The organism is Streptomyces xiaopingdaonensis, from assembly GCF_000262345.1.
In the GTDB taxonomy this organism is placed as follows: Bacteria; Actinomycetota; Actinomycetes; order Streptomycetales; family Streptomycetaceae; genus Streptomyces; species Streptomyces xiaopingdaonensis.
In genome coordinates this window covers 1-16,905 of the sequence record NZ_AJTQ01000332.1, presented here as the reverse complement: position 1 = coordinate 16,905, position 16,905 = coordinate 1, and the positions used below count along the sequence as shown (strand labels likewise).

The following is a 16,905-nucleotide window of genomic DNA, read 5'->3' as shown; positions in this document are numbered from 1 at the left end:
CCCTCTCCGTCGGCGCCGGCCTCACCTACCAGCACAGGGGCGTGCCACGGTTCATGAGGGCGACGCTGCGCCTCCAGCGCCGGCTCAGCGGCGTTGTCGCGGCGCGGCCGCTGCGGGGGGCTTACGTGCCTGCCCTCGGTGGCGAAGTGCCCTGGCTCGACGACGTGATGACGCACCCGGACCCGGACGACGCCTACTGGCACGGCGCTTCGCTGGCCGCATCGGCCGAGCGGCTCGACGTACCCACCGGCCTGGTCACCGGATGGCACGACGCGCTGCTCGACCAGACCTTGGAACAGTACGCGCGCCTGCGCCGGTCGGGGTGCGACGCCGCCCTGCTCGTCGGCCCCTGGACCCACACCTCGGCCCTCCAACGGGGGTGGGCCGAGGTGTTCGCCGACAGTCTCGCCTGGCTCCGTGCCCACCTGTGCGACGACCCTTCCGACCTCCGCCCCACCAGGGTGCGTGTGCACGTCGGCGGCGAGGACGCGTGGCGGGACCTCGACGACTGGCCTCCGCCCACGGGCGCCGGAGTCTGGTTCCCCGCCCCGCACGGACATCTCACCCAGCACGCACCCACGGGCTCCGAGCCTCTGGCGTCGTTCCGCTACGACCCGGACGACCCCACGCCGTCCGTCGGCGGCCCCCTGCTCTCGCCCGCTGCCGGTCCCCGCGACAACGGCGTACTGGAGGCCAGGGAGGACGTGTTGACGTTCACGGGGCCTCCGCTCACCGAGCCCGTCGACGTCTTGGGGCAGGTCTCCGCACGGTTGAGCGTCTCGACGGACACCGGCCATGCCGCCGTCTTCGCCCGCCTGTGCGACGTGGACGCGCAGGGGCGCTCCTCCAACGTCTGCGACGGGTTGGCAAGGGTGCGGACCGACGGGCAGCAACCGTCGCGCCTCACCGTGCCGATGAGTTCGACGGCCCATCGCTTCGACGTCGGCCACCGCATACGGTGGCAGATCAGCGGGGGCGCCCATCCGCGCTTCGCCCGCCACCCCGGAACCGCCGAGTCGCTGGTGGACGCGACCGACTTCGTGCCGGTACGCCTCACGCTCCACGCCGATTCCGCGCTGACGCTGGGTGGGGGTGCCGAGGTGACGGAGCGCACCGAGCGGGGGGAGGGCCCGGCGTTCGAGGGGTGACCCGGCCAACTCGCGGTCGCCGCGGCGCGGATGGGCGGGACGCTTTCGGACGTCGGGGACTCGGCAGCGGACCAGGCATGCGGGGCACCCGTCCGCTCGCGCAAAGGCGCGGGCGGCATGCCGTCGCGGCCGTGCACGGTCGTGGAGGCGCCTCGTCGAGGGGGCGGAAGCCAAGTGCGGTCGCAACCGCTCCAGTTGGTGGACCCCGCAGCGCCCGTTCGGTGACTCGCGTCGCACGGCACCGCGCTCCAGTGCCTGAACACTCCGCATGCCCGAGCAAGTTCACCGGAGGAGCACGGACAGCGCGACAGCGGTCCCCGGCTGCCTCCCGGAACCCGCCGGCCGCCGCGAGCACCGACGCCGAGCCGTCCGAAGGACGGTGCCCGCACCGGAATCGGGCGCCGTCCCGCTCCCCGACGACAACGCCCTTACAACCGTCCCGTCTTGAGGGCCATGTGCAGAAGCAGCCGGTCCTCGCCGTCGTCGAGGTCGAGTCCGGTGAGGCGCTCGACGCGGGAGAGGCGGTAGTAGAGGGTCTGCCGGTGGACGCCGAGGGCTGTAGCGGCGCGCGTCGCCTGCCCGGCGTGGTCGAGGAACACCTCGGCCGTACGGGCGAGTTCGCGGTGCGCGTGGCCGAGGAGCGGGAGCACCGCCGCGTCCTCCGCGTGCCCGGGACCGAGTTCGGTGAGGAGGCGGTACGGTCCGATCCCGTCCCACCTCGCCACCGGCGCGAACCGCCGCTCCGCACCCGCGGCACGCGCCGCAGCACGCGCCTGACGCCACGCGCCGCGCAACCCCCTCGCGCTCTCGCGCGCTCCGCTCACGCCCGCGCAGGCGCCCGTCGACCCCGGAGCCCCATCACATCCCAGCAGCCTCTCCGCCGCCTCCGCCGCCGGGCCCACGTCGGAGGTGCGCAGCCGTACGAGCACGGCGAGCGCCCCGTCGAGCGGGGTGTGGGCGACGAGGTACGGAACCTGCGCGGGAGCGCGCCCGGCGCCCGGCGCGGGCCACGGTGTCACGGCGACGAGCGCGACGTGGCCCTGCGCCACCGGTCCCAGTGCGCGCCGCAGTTCGGTCTCCGCCTCGTCGCGTGCGGCGCCCTCGTCGCCCGTGAGCACGGCCCGCAGCAGCTCGCCCTGCCGTGCTTCGCTCCGAGTGCGTGCCGCGAGGAGTTCGCCGATCCGTGCAGCCGTGCCCATGGCGGCGCCGAGCCGCGGATCGTCGAGGGAGAGCACGCCGTCGTCGAGGAGCCAGATGTACCCGTGTACGACGCCGCTCTCGCGGGCCGGCAGGCAGATCCGCCCGTGCACGACGCCGGCCGACGGGTCGGGCGGGATACGGACGGGGCCCGCGGCGCGGGTGATGCCGAAGCCCTCGAACCAGGCGCGCACCGCCGAACTGGAGCCCCGCTGAAGGATGGAGCGCGTCCGCACGGGATCGAGCGCGGCCTCCGCACCGTCCCCGGGGTGCGCGCCGAAGGCGATCAGCCCGAAGTCCCGCCCCTCGAGCAGCGCGGGCGTACCGAGCAGGGCCGAGACCCCGTCGATGAGCGTCTGGTAGTCCTCGCGCATCCCCGCCTCCTTCTCCGCCGGCCGCGTCTTCCTGCCGCGGTCGCAACGCCGGGCGCTGCTGCCATTCTCCTCCACCTGCGTGCCCGCTCTCATACATCTGTCTGAGATCCGGGCCACGGATACGTGACAGCTGTCGATGGCTGCCGACCGGCACGATCCTTAGGTTCTGGGTGGCTCCCGCACCGTCGAGCCGACAGACGCACAACCGTGGAGGTGCCCGTGCTGGGTCCCGTGCTCCTCGCCGCCGCGCGCAGCGACAGCATCCGCAGAATCGTGGCCGCAGCTCCGGTCACCCGGCCCGTCGTCGACCGCTTCGTCGCGGGCGAGGCGCTCGCACCGGCGATGGAGACGGTCAGGTCGCTCACCGACGCCGGAAAGCGGGTGACCCTCGACCACCTCGGCGAGGACATCACAGAACGCAGCGAGGCGTTGGGCAACAGGGACGCCTACCTACGGCTCGTCGAGGCGCTTGCCGGCACGGACCTCGGCGACCGCGCGGAGATGTCGGTGAAGCTCTCCGCCTTCGGCCTCGGCCTCGCCGACGGGGGCGAGGACCTCGCCTTCGAGAACGTCCTCGCCGTCGTCGAGGCGGCGGCCGAGGCGGGCACCACCGTCACTCTCGACGCCGAGGACCACACCACGATCGACTCGATGCTCGCCGTCCTCGCCGAGTTGCGTAAGCGGTACCCGCAGACGGGCGTCGTGGTGCAGTCCTACCTGTACCGCACCGAGGACGACTGCCGCGCCCTCGCCGGGGCGGGCTCCCGCGTCCGGCTCGTCAAGGGCGCCTACGACGAGCCCGCCTCGGTCGCGTACCAGAGCAAGCACGAGGTCGACCGGGCGTACGTGCGCTGCCTGAAGACCCTCATGGCCGGCAAGGGCTACCCCATGGTCGGTTCGCACGACCCGCGCATGGTCGCCCTCGCGGAGGAACTCGCCGTCCGGAACGGGCGGAAGAGCGACGAGTACGAGTTCCAGATGCTCTACGGCATCCGCACCGAGGAGCAGTCCAGGCTCGTCGCCGACGGCCGCCGCATGCGTGTCTACGTCCCCTACGGCACCGACTGGTACGGCTACTTCATGCGCCGTCTCGCGGAACGCCCCGCCAACGTCGGCTTCTTCCTGCGGTCCCTGGTCACCAGGGGCTGACCCGATCCCCGCCGCCGAGCGGCACACCCACGTAGCGTAGAGAACGCCACACCGGCGAAGGAGAGAACCATGGACGCTGTCACCCAGGTCCCGGCCCCGTACAACGAGCCCCCGCAGACGTACGCCCCGGGGAGCGCCGAGCGCGCGCGGCTGGAGCGCGAGCTCAAGCAGCTCGCAGAGAACCCGATCGAGCTGCCGATGACGATCGACGGCGTGCGGCGGATGGGCGGCGGCGAGCGGGTCGACGTCGTGCAGCCGCACCAGCACGCCAAGGCGATCGGCACCTACGCGACGGCCACCCGCGCCGACGCGCAGGACGCGATCGACGCCGCACTCCAGGCGGCGCCCGCTTGGCGCGCTCTCTCCTTCGACGACCGCGCCGCGATCATCCTCAAGGCCGCCGACCTCCTCGCGGGCCCCTGGCGCGAGAAGATCGCCGCTTCCACGATGCTCGGCCAGGGCAAGACGGCGCAGCAGGCGGAGATCGACGCACCCTGCGAACTGATCGACTTCTGGCGCTTCAACGTCCACTTCGCGCGCGAACTCCTCACCGAGCAGCCGCTGGTGCAGCCGAACGGCGTGTGGAACCGGATGGACCACCGCCCGCTGGAGGGCTTCGTCTACGCCGTCACCCCGTTCAACTTCACCGCGATCGCCGGCAACCTGCCGACGGCGCCCGCGCTCATGGGCAACGTCGTCGTCTGGAAGCCGTCGCCGACGCAGACCCACTCCGCCGTGCTGCTCATGGAGTTGCTGGAGGAGGCCGGGATGCCGAAGGGCGTCATCAACCTCGTCACAGGCGACGGCCGGGAGGTCTCCGAGGTCGCGCTGCCGCACCCGGAGCTCGCCGGCATCCACTTCACCGGCTCGACGGCCACTTTCCAGCACCTTTGGAAGTCGGTCGGCGAGAACATCGCCAACTACCGCTCCTACCCGAGGCTCGTCGGCGAGACGGGCGGCAAGGACTTCATCGTCGCGCACTCCTCGGTCGACCCGGCGATCCTCAAGACGGCGATCACGCGAGGTGCGTTCGAGTACCAGGGCCAGAAGTGCTCGGCGGCCTCCCGCGCCTACCTGCCGCGCTCGGTCTGGGAGAGCGGGTTCAAGGAGGAGCTCGTCGCCGAGGTCGAGGGACTGGCGATGGGCGACGTCACCGATCTGTCGAACTTCCTCGGCGCCGTCATCGACGACCGCGCATTCGCCAAGAACAAGGCGGCGATCGACCGCGCGTCGGCCGACCCGTCCTGCGAGATCATCGCCGGCGGCACCTGTGACGACAGCGTCGGCTACTTCGTGCGCCCGACGGTGATCGTCTGCTCGGACCCGGCGAACGAGGTCTTCACCGAGGAGTACTTCGGGCCGATCATCGCCGTCCACGTCTACGAGGACGCGGAGTGGGACGCGATGCTCGACCAGATGGAGTCGGCCTCCGGGTACGCGCTCACCGGTGCCGTCCTCGCGCAGGACCGGGCGGTGCTCGCCGAGGCGTCGGAGAAGCTGCGGTTCGCGGCGGGCAACTTCTACCTCAACGACCGCCCGACCGGCTCGATCGTCGGGCAGCAGCCCTTCGGCGGGGCCCGGGCCTCGGGAACCAACGACAAGGCGGGCTCGAAGTTCAACCTGCTGCGCTGGTCCTCGCCGCGGGCGATCAAGGAGACGCGGGTCGCGCCGACCGACTACCGCTACCCGCACATGGACTGACGCCGCCGCGAACCCGGCACGACGGGCCCGGCCCTGCTCCCCCTCGGAGCGGGGCCGGGCCCGTCCTCGTGTTCCGGGCGCCGCTCGGGGCGGCCGGGAGACGGGGAGGTGCGCCGTCTCAGATAGTAGGAAGCCCAAGTAATTGGCGAGACAGAACGGCTGCGGGCTCCTACATTTGTAGAAGCCGAACGATCTGCTCCATCGAGCTTCCTCGGACGCGGCTCGGCGTCGGCGGGTGATCCCCGCGACGCCCGACGCCCCCGCGGCTTCCGGCCTTTCCGCCCTCCCCTGTGCTCTGCCGCGTGCCACGCGACGGGACGCCGCCGTGACGGCGTGGAGGACGGCACCCCGGAGCGCCTCTTCCCGACTCGTCAGCAGAAGGAGTTGTGAGCCATGGAGACTGCCACCACCACGCCGAGGGCCCGCCGTGTACGCGCGGCGGCGAAGGAGCGCGAGGCCGTCCGCCGCAACGCCGCGGCCGCCTTGCAGCGCGCACTCGACCGCAGGGACAACGGAGGCTCGGCCGGCCACTGAGCCGGGCGAGGGCCGACGGCCGAACTCCGCTTCCGCTTCCGGGCGTTGCGCTGACGTGTCCAGAATGCGAGCCGGTTGTGTCATGTCATGGGACGAGGAGTAGGGTCCCGGCCATGTCGCGCAGTATCAGCCTCGCAGTGATCCCCGGTGACGGAATCGGCCCGGAGGTCGTCTCCCAGGGCATCAAGGTCCTCACCGCCGCCCTGCCGTCGGACGTGAAGCTGGAGACCGAGGAGTACGACCTCGGCGCCCGCCGCTGGCACGCCACCGGCGAGACGCTCACCGACGCCGAGTTGGAGCGGCTCGCCCGGCACGACGCGCTGCTCCTCGGCGCCATCGGCGACCCGAGCGTCCCCTCGGGCGTCCTGGAGCGCGGGCTGCTGCTGAAGCTGCGTTTCGCCTTCGACCACTACGTCAACCTCCGTCCCTCGAAGCTCTTCCCCAACACGGCCTCGCCGCTGGCGGGCCGGCCGGAGATCGACTTCCTCGTCGTCCGCGAGGGGACGGAGGGCCCGTACGTCGGGAACGGCGGTGCCATCCGGACGGGAACGCCCGCCGAGATCGCCAACGAGGTCAGCGTCAACACCGCCTACGGTGTCGAGCGCGTGGTGCGGGACGCGTACGCGCGCGCCGATGCGCGTCCTCGCAAGAAGCTGACGCTCGTCCACAAGAACAACGTGCTCGTGCACGCCGGTCACCTGTGGAAGCGGATCTTCGACAGCGTCGGAGCCGAGTTCCCCGAGGTGACCACCGACTACCTCCACGTCGACGCGGCCACGATCTTCCTCACGACGGACCCCGAGCGCTTCGACGTGATCGTCACCGACAACCTCTTCGGCGACATCCTCACCGACCTCGCCGCCGCCGTCTCGGGCGGTATCGGCCTCGCGGCCTCGGGCAACATCAACCCGTCCCGCGCCTACCCCTCGATGTTCGAGCCGGTCCACGGCTCGGCGCCCGACATCGCCGGCAGCGGCAAGGCCGACCCCACGGCGACGGTCCTCTCCGTCGCGCTGCTCCTGCGCCACCTCGGCTACGAGACCGAGGCCGCCCGCATCGACGAGGCGGTCACCGCCGATCTCGCCGAGCGCGCGGAGACCGTCCGCACCACGGACGAGATCGGTGACGCGCTCGCGGCACGAGTAGCGGGCTAGGCCCGGACTCAACCGCCACCAGCGGCCGGGCCGGGCGCCCGGCCGCTGCGCTGTGCTCGGCCGGGTGCACCTTCCCACACATCGACCGCCATCCCCCCGTCCCCATTTCGGTCCGCACGCGCGATAATCGAACGTGGGCCGCCGACAGGCAGTGCCGGAGCAGCGAGGGCCTGTGGCCCGGAGTCCGGGGGCAGTAAGGGAGCGCGGTCCACACGACACCCAGCGGAGGACGCGCAGATGACGCCCCGAATCGACTTCGAACTCAAGCCCTCGGCCCAGCCGCTGCCCGCGGCTGAGCGGGAGGCTGCACTCGCGGAACCAGGCTTCGGCCGGTACTTCACCGACCACATGGTGACGATCAAGTGGACCGAGGGCCGCGGCTGGCACGACGCACGGTTGGAGCCGTACGCCTCGCTCTCCCTCGACCCGGCGAACAAGACGCTCCACTACGCCCAGTCGATCTTCGAGGGGCTCAAGGCCTACCGCAGGCCCGACGACTCGGTCGCCGTCTTCAGGCCCGACGCCAACGCCGAGCGGTTCCAACTGAGCGCCCGCAGGCTGGCGATGCCCGAACTCCCCGTCGAGACCTTCATCGAGGCGTGCGAGATCCTCGTCGAGCAGGACAAGGGGTGGGTGCCCGGCGTCGGTGAGGAGTCGCTCTACCTGCGGCCCTTCATGTTCGCCAGCGAGGTCGGGCTCGGTGTCGCGCCGGCGCGCGAGTACCTCTTCATGGTGATCGCCTCGCCCTCCGGCGCGTACTTCCCCGGTGGTGTGGAGCCCGTCTCGGTCTGGCTCTCCGAGGACTACGTGCGCGCCGCGCCGGGCGGCACGGGGGAGGCCAAGTGCGCGGGGAACTACGCTGCTTCGCTCGTCGCCCAGGCGGAGGCGGCGCAGGAGGGCTGCGACCAGGTCGTCTGGCTCGACGCGGTGGAGCGCCGCTGGGTCGAGGAGATGGGCGGCATGAACCTCGCCTTCGTCTTCGGCTCCGGTGCGGATGCCAAGGTCGTCACCCCCGAGCTCACCGGCACCCTCCTGCCCGGCATCACGCGGCGGTCCCTGCTCCAGATCGCCGAGGACCTCGGCTACGCGACGGAGGAGCGGCGCATCTCGACCGAGGAGTGGCGGCTCGGCAACGCGGACGGCTCGATCAGCGAGGTCTTCGCCTGCGGCACCGCCGCCGTGATCACGCCCGTCGGCGAGGTGAAGTCGCGCGATCACGCGTGGAAGGTCGGCGACGGCACGGCGGGTCCCGTTTCCATGCAGCTTCGCGAGGCGCTCCTCGGCATTCAGAGCGGCCGGCGCGACGACGTCCACGGCTGGATGCGCAAGCTCGGTTGAGAGCGGGGCCGCCCGCGGCGCGGTGAGATGGCTCACGCTGCCCGGGGCGTCTCGGCGGGCGGGACCGGTGCACGGGCCCGCCCGCTTCCGCTTTCCGGAGGGCGCCGCGGAGTCGTCGGTCGCGGGGACCAGCCGCTCGTCGGGGCGACCGGATCGTGAGACGCTGTCGATGAGCGCCGAAGAGCGTGCAAAAATCGCAGTGTGCCCATGTACGCCATGATTATCGGCTGGCGCGCCGGTCCGCAGTGACCGCCTGCCGCACCATCTGTGCGGCGACGGAAACCGTGTCCCAGACCCGCGCGCAGACCTCTCGCACCCGCGAGAGGTTTTTTCGTATCCGCACCACCCGGCGGAGCCGATCGGAGCGCGGGCCGGCGACAAGTGGATCACCATTCCGGACCCTTCACTTCGGTACAGGAGTCGAGAAGCACATGACCACGGATGCCGCTCAGCCGGCGGAGCATCGGCGTCCTCGCCTCGGCGAGGACGCAGCCGCCGCAGACCCCGCCTTCCACGTCTTCGACACCACGCTGCGCGACGGAGCGCAGCGCGAGGGGATCAACCTCACCGTCGCGGACAAGCTCGCCGTCGCCCGCCTCCTGGACGACTACGGCATCGGCTACATCGAGGGCGGCTGGCCGGGGGCCAACCCGCGGGACACGGAGTTCTTCGAGCGCGCAGGGCGCGAGATCGACTTCCGCCATGCCACGCTCGTCGCCTTCGGCTCGACGTGCCGCGCGGGTGTGCCCGCCTCGATCGACCCGCAGGTGAAGGCGCTCGTCGACTCGGGCGCTCCGGTGGTGACGATCGTCGCCAAGGCGCACGACCGCCACGTCGAACTCGCCCTGCGCACCACGCTGGAGGAGAACCTGCGGATGGTCGGCGAAACCGTCGCCCATCTGCGGGAGAAGGGGCGCCGGGTCTTCGTCGACTGCGAGCACTTCTTCGACGGCCACCAGGTGAACCCGGGCTACGCGGAGCAGGTCGTCACCACGGCGAGCGAGGCCGGCGCCGAGGTCGTCGTGCTCTGCGACACGAATGGCGGGACCGTTCCCGCGCAGGTCCAGGCGACGGTGCGCACGGTCGCCGCGGACACCGGGGCGCGGCTCGGCATCCATGCGCAGGACGACATCGGGTGCGCCGTCGCCAATACGCTCGCCGCAGTCGACGGCGGGGCGACCCACGTGCAGTGCACGGCCAACGGGTACGGCGAGCGCGTCGGCAACGCCAACCTCTTCCAGGTCGTCCCCACGCTGGAACTCAAGTACGACCGGCGGGTCCTCCCGGGGGGCGCTCTCGCGGAGACCGCACGGATCTCGCACGCCATCGCGGAGGTCGTCAACCTGACTCCGGCTACCCACCAGCCGTACGTGGGGAGTTCGGCCTTCGCGCACAAGGGCGGGCTCCACGCCTCCGCCATCAAGATCGACCCGGACCTCTACCAGCACATCGACCCGGAACTCGTCGGGAACAGCATGCGGATGCTCGTCTCCGACATGGCCGGGAGGGCGTCCGTCGAGCTCAAGGGCAAGGAGCTCGGCTACGACCTCGGCGGGGACCGCGACCTCGTCGGGCGGATCGTCGAGCGCGTCAAGGAGCAGGAGCTCAAGGGCTACAGCTACGAGGCGGCCGACGCCTCCTTCGAACTCCTCCTGCGCACGGAGGTGGAGAGGGCCGCAGGGAGCGGGCCCGTGGCCGAGCGGTACTTCCAGCTCGAGTCCTGGCGCACCATCGTCGAACAGCGCCCCGACGGAGCCCAGGTGAACGAGGCGACGGTGAAGCTCAGGGCCAAGGGCGAGCGCCAGGTCGCCACCGGCGAGGGGAACGGCCCGGTCCACGCGCTCGACCAGGCGCTCCGCGTCGGCCTCGAGCGGATCTACCCGGCGCTGGCGCGGCTGGATCTGGTCGACTACAAGGTCCGCATCCTCGAAGGGGCAAAGGGCGCGGCGTCCACCACCCGGGTGCTGATCTCGATGAGCGACGGCGCGGGGGAGTGGTCGACGGTGGGCGTCGCCGACAACGTCATCGCCGCCTCCTGGCAGGCGCTCTCCGAGGGCTGCACCTACGGCCTCCTGCGCGCGGGCGAGGAGCCGCTCGACTGACCGCCGCCCGGCCCGGTCCCCAAGCCCGCGCATCAGCCCGGCAGTCGGGGGCCGGGCCGCGGTCACCATCCCGTGGCCCCGTCGAGCCGCTCGCGGAGCAGGTCGGCGTGGCCCGTGTGGCGGGCGTACTCGGCGATCATGTGGACGAGGATGCGACGCAGGGACACGGGATCGCCGGTGCGCCGGCGGATGCCGGTCTCCTCCAGCGACGCCGCGGCGACGATCTCCCGCGAGCGGGAGCACTCGGCGCGCCAGGTGTCCAGCGCCTGCTGCGGGTCGCCTTCGAGGGCGTGGAATTCGTGGTCGGGGTCGTCGTCGGTGTAGTAGAGGAGCGGGACGTCCTCGTCGGCGAACTGCACCCGGAACCACCAGCGTTCGACGCCCGCCAGGTGTCGGACGAGCCCGTGGAGGGAGAGCTGGGAGGGCGGAACGGCGCGCTCGGAGAGGCGTTCGGGCGCGAGGCCGCTGCACTTCGCCTCGAAGGTGGCGCGGTGCCAGTCGAGGAAGGCGACGAGGGTCTCGCGCTCGCCGGCCGCCGCGGGGGGTGGTGTGCGTGCGTCGTCGGCGAGGGCGGGGGCGAAGTGCTGCGGTGTCGAGGCGCTCAACTCGGGCTCCTTTGCCTCTTGGTGGCGTCGTCGGAGAAGCATCGCAGCGACCACTGACATCGCCCGGGCGACGAGAAGGCGATAGTGGAGGGGCGCGGGACGGAGCAAAGCCCGCGCCGGAGCGGAGCGCCGGTCGTCCGCCGCTCGCGCGAGTACAGCGCGCGTCCTCTTTTGCTGTGGGGTCTCCACAGGGACGCATGCACGAGGTGTGCCGCGGACCTGCATCGGGACGTCGTCGTAACCCGTTGTTGGCCGGTTCTGTCCAGCGGAGCCATGAAACCGCCGCCGAGACTGTACGAATCCGACGACGCTCTGGCGGGCCTGCGTTTCGTAGGGTCTATACATGACCGATCTGCCCGAGCTGTCACCACAGGCGGCGGAGACCACGCCGGGGGCCCCCGAACCGCAGGACACCCGCGGGCGCGTGGCCGAACTGCACGCGACCCGTGAGAAGGCGTACCGGGGCCCGAGCGAGCGGGCCACCGAGACGCAGCACGCCAAGGGGAAACTGACCGCGCGCGAGCGCATCGAGCTGCTGCTCGACGAGGGCAGCTTCCACGAGGTGGAGACCCTGCGCCGGCACCGCGCCACCGGGTTCGGCCTGGAGGAGAAGAAGCCGCACACCGACGGCGTGATCACCGGGTGGGGAACCGTGCACGGGCGGACGGTCTTCGTCTACGCGCACGACTTCCGCATCTTCGGCGGAGCGTTGGGCGAGGCGCACGCCGCGAAGATCCACAAGATCATGGACAAGGCCATCGCCGCGGGAGCGCCGCTCGTCTCGCTCAACGACGGCGCGGGCGCGCGTATCCAGGAGGGCGTCTCCGCGCTCGCCGGGTACGGCGGCATCTTCCAGCGCAACACCAAGGCGTCGGGCGTGATCCCGCAGATCTCGGTGATGCTCGGCCCGTGTGCCGGCGGCGCCGCCTACAGCCCCGCGCTCACCGACTTCGTCTTCATGGTCCGCGACACCTCGCAGATGTTCATCACGGGCCCTGACGTGGTCCAGGCGGTGACGGGTGCGGAGGTCACGCAGAACGCGCTCGGCGGCGCCGACGTGCACGCGGAGACGTCGGGCGTGTGCCACTTCGCCTACGACGACGAGGAGACCTGCCTGGAGGAGGTGCGCTACCTCCTCTCGCTGCTCCCGCAGAACAACCGCGAGAACCCTCCGTCCGAGGAGCCGACCGACCCGGCCGACCGCCGCGGCGAGGGTCTCTACGACCTGGTCCCCGCCGACGGCAACCGCCCCTACGACATGCGCAAGGTGATCGAGGAGCTCGTCGACGAGGGAGAGTTCCTCGAGGTGCACGAGCGCTGGGCGCGGAACATCATCGTCTGCCTGGCGCGGATGGACGGCGAGGTCGTCGGCATCGTCGCCAACCAACCGCAGTCGCTCGCCGGCGTGTTGGACATCGAGGCGTCGGAGAAGGCCGCCCGCTTCGTCCAGATGTGCGACGCCTTCAACATCCCGATCCTCACCTTCCTCGACGTCCCCGGCTTCCTCCCGGGCGTCGACCAGGAGCACGGCGGCATCATCCGCCACGGCGCCAAGCTGCTCTACGCCTACTGCAACGCGACGGTCCCCCGGATCTCCGTGGTGCTGCGCAAGGCTTACGGGGGCGCCTACATCGTGATGGACTCGCAGACCATCGGAGCCGACCTGACGTACGCCTGGCCGACCAACGAGATCGCGGTGATGGGCGCGGAGGGCGCGGCGAACGTGATCTTCCGCAAGCAGATCGCGGGCGCGGACGATCCCGAAGCGATGCGGCAGCGGATGGTCAAGGAGTACAAGTCCGAGCTCATGCACCCCTATTACGCGGCCGAACGCGGCCTCGTCGACGACGTCATCGACCCGGCGGAGACGAGAGAGGTGCTCGTCGCGTCCCTCGCGATGCTCCGCAGCAAGCACGCCGACCTGCCGGCGCGGAAGCACGGCAACCCGCCCCAGTGAGGCGCGGTGCGCTCCTGCGGGAGCCCGGCTCCGCCGAGAAGACCGAGAACTCACGCACGGGAAGAAGAGAGGACACCGTGGACTCCGACAGTTCGCTTACCGCAGGCAGCCACCCGATCCGGGTGGAGAAGGGCAACGCCAGCGAGGAGGAACTCGCCGCCGTCACCGCTCTGTTGATGGCCCGCGCCACGAGCGCGCACCGAGCGACCGCCACCACGCGTCCGCACCGCGCCAGCAAGGCGGGCTGGCGGCGCCTCGACCGGCAGCACGGCTTCCGCGCGCCGCACAGCTGGCAGGGCTGACGACGCCCCGGGCGACGGAAAAGGGGCGGCGTGCCCGGCCTCGATGGTCGGGCACCCCGCCCCTTCTGCGTGCCGGTGCGCGGAGATTCCGCGGGCGCTTCACTCGACCGAGCGGCTCCGCACGGGCGTTCAGTCCGCGGGGGAGTCCACCAGGGTCGTGCGCCGGGGGTTCGCGGTTGCACTCGGGAGGGGAGCCTCCTCGCCGTTCTGCTCGGACTCCTGGACCGCCTGCGTGGTGAGATCGTCGGCGTCCTCGAGGTGAGCGAGGGTGGTGCGGCGGGGGTTGGCTATGCTCCTGTGGCTGATGGTGGACTTCACGTCTGCCCTTACCTCACTGACTGCTCGGCGCTTGTGGATCTGCTACTCGCTGTGAACGCCGAGAGTAGGCCCGCCATTCCCAAGTGGTGCGTGAGATAGGCCACGATCATCCTGTGAGTTTGCTCACCGAGTGATGAACAAAGGCCGCACGCAAGGCATTTCGAGCACGTGGCATAGCGGACAATGCTCGTCATCGTGAACTTGTGCGTGCAGGCCGCCTGAGTGGGGCAGGGCGCTCCGCTGTTCGCCTCGTAGGGAAAAATCCGGTATTTCGAGCGCCGCTCGGCACATGTAGTGACCCGGTGTGCGCGAAGCGTCATGCGGCTCCGCGGGTTTTCCACAGCCCTTGTTGGAGATCCGGCACTGTGCTGGAATTCCACGGACCGCCGCAGGACGACAGCCGGCGCGCACAGGCGCTCAACCAGCGCCGCGCGGCGGTCGGGTGGGGCGCGCCGGTCATTCACGACCGCCAAGGGGGGATGTCCCCCCGTGACTCGATACCGTCCCGCCGTCCACGCGGCAGGACGCCTGGTCCAGAGGTTGCGACGCTAGTGCAGGGACGTTTCAAGAGGGATGGCAACGCCGAGGGCAAAGCGGAGCCGGGCGGTTCGTCCGACGCCGCTGCCCAGCGTGCCCAGCAGAGCGGTCCCGCTGCCGCCGTCCACGACGTAGACGGCTCCAGAGACAAGGACCGCGGTAAGGGCGAGGGAACGGGCAAGGCCCCGAGCGGCCCCGGCTCCAGAATCGCCATGCGCAACTGGCGCATCAGCACCCGCCTCGTCTCCCTGCTCGCCCTCCCTGTCGTGGCCGCGACCACCCTCGGCGCCCTGCGCATCGGCGACTCCCTCGACAACGTCGACCAGCTCGACAACATGAAGCGCCTGACCGAAATGACGGAGCAGGCAACGGCGTTGGCGGCCGCGCTCCAGGAGGAGCGGGACCGCTCGGCCGGCCCTCTCGTCGGCACGGGCAACGCCAAGGACGACTGGGTGGTCGCACCCCGCGAGGAGACCGACCGCGCCTTCCAGTCGTTCAAGGAAGCCACGGGCGACATCGACGGCAGCGACAAGGTGATGGCGGGTGTCCAGTCCACCGTCCTGGACATCACCCGCCAGTTGACCGACATCAGCGACATCCGCGACCGCGCGTACGACAACGACGCCTACGTCTCGCAGACGGTCAACAGCTACAACCAGCTGATCGAGTCGCTCCTCTCGCTCTCCCAGGACATGGCCCAGGCGACGAGCAACCCGGAGATGATCCAGTCCACGCGCGCGCTCGCGGCCTTCTCCAGCGCCAAGGAGTACGCGTCCATCCAGCGCGCCGTCATCTCGGCGGGCCTCGCGCGCAACGGTGGCCCGCGGCTCTCGGAGAGCGACCGCCTCTACGCCCGCACGGCGGCCGACAGCGAGAAGGCCCAACTCACCAGCTTCAGCCAGATCTACGGTGACGACAAGGCGTCGGACCTCACCAAGCCGCTCAACGGCGGCAACGTCAACATCACCACCGCGGACAAGTACCGCGACCGCGTGCTGCAGAACAGCGGAGCCATCAAGGAGCAGTACCGCTCCTACCCGGACTGGTTCGATCAGGACCGCTCCAAGATCGACGAGATGGCGAAGATCGAGGCGAGCCTCCTCTCGCAGATGGAGCAGCAGGCGCGCGAACTCCGTTCCGACGCACAGGGGTCCGCGTTCCTCAACGGCGCCATCATCCTTCTGGTGCTCGGCATCTCGCTCGTGGGCGCCTTCGTCGTGGCGCGCTCCATGGTGCGCTCGCTGCGCCGCCTCCAGGACACCGCCCAGGACGTCGCGCGCGAGCGACTGCCGCAGCTCGTCCGCCAGATGTCGGAGGCCGAGCCGCAGGACGTCGACACCTCCGTCGAGTCCGTCGGTGTGCACACCAGGGACGAGATCGGCCGGGTCGCGGCCGCGTTCGACGACGTCCACCGCGAGGCCGTCCGCCTCGCAGGCGAACAGGCGCTGCTGCGGGGGAACGTCAACGCGATGTTCACCAACCTCTCGCGGCGGAGCCAGGGCCTGATCCAGCGCCAGCTCTCGCTCATCTCCGAGTTGGAGTCCCGCGAGGCCGACCCGGACCAGCTCTCCTCCCTCTTCAAGCTCGACCACCTCGCCACCCGCATGCGGCGCAACGGCGAGAACCTCCTCGTGCTCGCCGGCGAGGAGCCGGGCCGTCGCTGGACGCGTCCGGTCCCGCTCGTCGACGTCCTGCGTGCGGCGGCCTCCGAGGTGGAGCAGTACGAGCGCATCGAGTTGAGCTCCGTCCCGGCGACCGAAGTCACCGGACGCGTCGTCAACGACCTCGTCCATCTCCTCGCCGAGCTGCTGGAGAACGCCACCTCGTTCTCCTCGCCGCAGACCAAGGTGAAGGTCACGGGCCACGCGCTCCCCGACGGACGCGTCCTGGTGGAGATCCACGACACCGGTATCGGTCTCTCGCCCGAGGACCTCTCGTCGATCAACGAGCGGCTTGCCAACCCGCCGACGGTCGACGTCTCCGTCTCCCGCCGTATGGGCCTCTTCGTCGTCGGCCGCCTTTCCCTCCGGCACGGCATCCGCATACAGCTCCGCCCCTCGGACTCCGGCGGCACCACGGCGCTCGTGATGCTGCCCGTCGAAGTTGCGCAGGGCGGCGCGAGCAAGGGCAAGCCGGGCGTGGGCCCCGGCGGTCCCGGTGGCGGGCGTCCGCCCAAGGGCAGCGGTCTCGCCGCGGCCCTTGGGCGTGAACCGCAGGGCGGTCCCGGTGCCGGAAAGCTCGGCGGCGGTCCGTCGCGCGGGCAGGTCGCGGGCGGCGGGCAGCGTCCCGCGCTGCCGGGCAGCGGTGGCGAGGAGTCGGGCGCCGGCAACCTCTTCGGCGCACCGCCGGTGGGCCGCAGCGGCCTCGGGCAGGGTCCGCCGGCCCCCCAGTCGCCGTCCGGCCCCGGCGGCCGTACGTCGCCGCCGCTGCCGAGCCGGGGCAACCCGGCCGAGCTCACCGGAGGCGGGCCGTCGTCCGGGCGTCAAGGG

The 16,905-nt window shown here is 71.2% G+C and carries 13 protein-coding genes; 10 read left to right on the top strand and 3 right to left on the bottom strand.

Features of this window, described 5'->3' with window-relative positions; translation table 11 throughout:
• Window positions 1-1,148 (top strand): CocE/NonD family hydrolase (locus UWG_RS30975; protein WP_016909947.1); only part of this gene is annotated, 1,148 nt, incomplete at its 5' end.
• Between the two features lie 428 nt (window positions 1,149-1,576).
• On the opposite strand, the gene UWG_RS0125080 is transcribed toward UWG_RS30975, so the two are convergent.
• Window positions 1,577-2,719: a PucR family transcriptional regulator gene (locus UWG_RS0125080; RefSeq protein ID WP_016909946.1), complete on the bottom strand. Its 1,143-nt coding sequence runs from the start codon at window positions 2,717-2,719 to the stop codon at window positions 1,577-1,579.
• Between the two features lie 219 nt (window positions 2,720-2,938).
• Here UWG_RS0125080 and UWG_RS0125075 point away from each other — a divergent pair, with 219 nt between their 5' ends.
• From UWG_RS0125075 to cimA, 6 genes are all read left to right on the top strand, one after another.
• The gene (locus UWG_RS0125075) at window positions 2,939-3,868 is read left to right on the top strand and encodes a proline dehydrogenase family protein (RefSeq protein WP_029391756.1); all 930 of its coding nucleotides are present in this window, start codon (window positions 2,939-2,941) and stop codon (window positions 3,866-3,868) included.
• A gap of 69 nt (window positions 3,869-3,937) precedes the next feature.
• Window positions 3,938-5,569 (top strand): L-glutamate gamma-semialdehyde dehydrogenase, encoded by a 1,632-nt coding sequence (pruA, locus tag UWG_RS0125070; protein WP_016909944.1) that lies wholly within the window; start codon window positions 3,938-3,940, stop codon window positions 5,567-5,569.
• A 393-nt stretch (window positions 5,570-5,962) separates the two neighbouring features.
• Window positions 5,963-6,103: a hypothetical protein gene (locus UWG_RS33430; protein WP_016909943.1), complete on the top strand. Its 141-nt coding sequence runs from the start codon at window positions 5,963-5,965 to the stop codon at window positions 6,101-6,103.
• 113 nt (window positions 6,104-6,216) lie between these two features.
• Window positions 6,217-7,257: a 3-isopropylmalate dehydrogenase gene (locus tag UWG_RS0125060; RefSeq protein ID WP_016909942.1), complete on the top strand. Its 1,041-nt coding sequence runs from the start codon at window positions 6,217-6,219 to the stop codon at window positions 7,255-7,257.
• Window positions 7,258-7,494: 237 nt separating this feature from the next.
• Window positions 7,495-8,595 (top strand): branched-chain amino acid aminotransferase, encoded by a 1,101-nt coding sequence (locus UWG_RS0125055; protein WP_016909941.1) that lies wholly within the window; start codon window positions 7,495-7,497, stop codon window positions 8,593-8,595.
• A gap of 431 nt (window positions 8,596-9,026) precedes the next feature.
• Entirely contained in the window at window positions 9,027-10,697 is a 1,671-nt protein-coding gene (gene cimA, locus UWG_RS0125050) for a citramalate synthase (protein WP_016909940.1), read from the top strand.
• Window positions 10,698-10,759: 62 nt separating this feature from the next.
• Here cimA and UWG_RS0125045 read toward each other — a convergent pair whose 3' ends face one another.
• Window positions 10,760-11,302 (bottom strand): DinB family protein, encoded by a 543-nt coding sequence (locus UWG_RS0125045; RefSeq protein WP_016909939.1) that lies wholly within the window; start codon window positions 11,300-11,302, stop codon window positions 10,760-10,762.
• Between the two features lie 343 nt (window positions 11,303-11,645).
• Here UWG_RS0125045 and UWG_RS0125040 point away from each other — a divergent pair, with 343 nt between their 5' ends.
• Both UWG_RS0125040 and UWG_RS0125035 read left to right on the top strand, forming a co-directional pair.
• Window positions 11,646-13,259, top strand: a complete 1,614-nt coding sequence (locus UWG_RS0125040) for an acyl-CoA carboxylase subunit beta (RefSeq protein ID WP_016909938.1) — start codon at window positions 11,646-11,648, stop codon at window positions 13,257-13,259.
• A 77-nt stretch (window positions 13,260-13,336) separates the two neighbouring features.
• On the top strand, window positions 13,337-13,561 hold the full coding sequence (locus UWG_RS0125035; RefSeq protein WP_029391754.1) for an acyl-CoA carboxylase subunit epsilon: 225 nt from the start codon (window positions 13,337-13,339) through the stop codon (window positions 13,559-13,561).
• A gap of 129 nt (window positions 13,562-13,690) precedes the next feature.
• Here the strand turns inward: UWG_RS0125035 and UWG_RS0125030 are convergent, their stop codons facing one another.
• The gene (locus UWG_RS0125030; RefSeq protein ID WP_016909936.1) at window positions 13,691-13,879 is read right to left on the bottom strand and encodes a hypothetical protein; all 189 of its coding nucleotides are present in this window, start codon (window positions 13,877-13,879) and stop codon (window positions 13,691-13,693) included.
• A 551-nt stretch (window positions 13,880-14,430) separates the two neighbouring features.
• Between UWG_RS0125030 and UWG_RS0125025 the strand changes: the two genes are divergently transcribed.
• On the top strand, window positions 14,431-16,905 hold a 2,475-nt coding region (locus UWG_RS0125025), incomplete at its 3' end, for a nitrate- and nitrite sensing domain-containing protein (RefSeq protein ID WP_016909935.1).

Bases quoted from the DNA above. Each gene is read 5' to 3' on its own strand.
- pruA (WP_016909944.1), top strand. From the start codon at position 3,938: ATGGACGCTGTCACCCAGGTCCCGGCCCCGTACAACGAGCCCCCGCAG.
- UWG_RS0125080 (WP_016909946.1), bottom strand. From the start codon at position 2,719: ATGCGCGAGGACTACCAGACGCTCATCGACGGGGTCTCGGCCCTGCTC.
- UWG_RS0125055 (WP_016909941.1), top strand. From the start codon at position 7,495: ATGACGCCCCGAATCGACTTCGAACTCAAGCCCTCGGCCCAGCCGCTG.
- UWG_RS0125040 (WP_016909938.1), top strand. From the start codon at position 11,646: ATGACCGATCTGCCCGAGCTGTCACCACAGGCGGCGGAGACCACGCCG.
- UWG_RS0125060 (WP_016909942.1), top strand. From the start codon at position 6,217: ATGTCGCGCAGTATCAGCCTCGCAGTGATCCCCGGTGACGGAATCGGC.
- UWG_RS33430 (WP_016909943.1), top strand. From the start codon at position 5,963: ATGGAGACTGCCACCACCACGCCGAGGGCCCGCCGTGTACGCGCGGCG.
- cimA (WP_016909940.1), top strand. From the start codon at position 9,027: ATGACCACGGATGCCGCTCAGCCGGCGGAGCATCGGCGTCCTCGCCTC.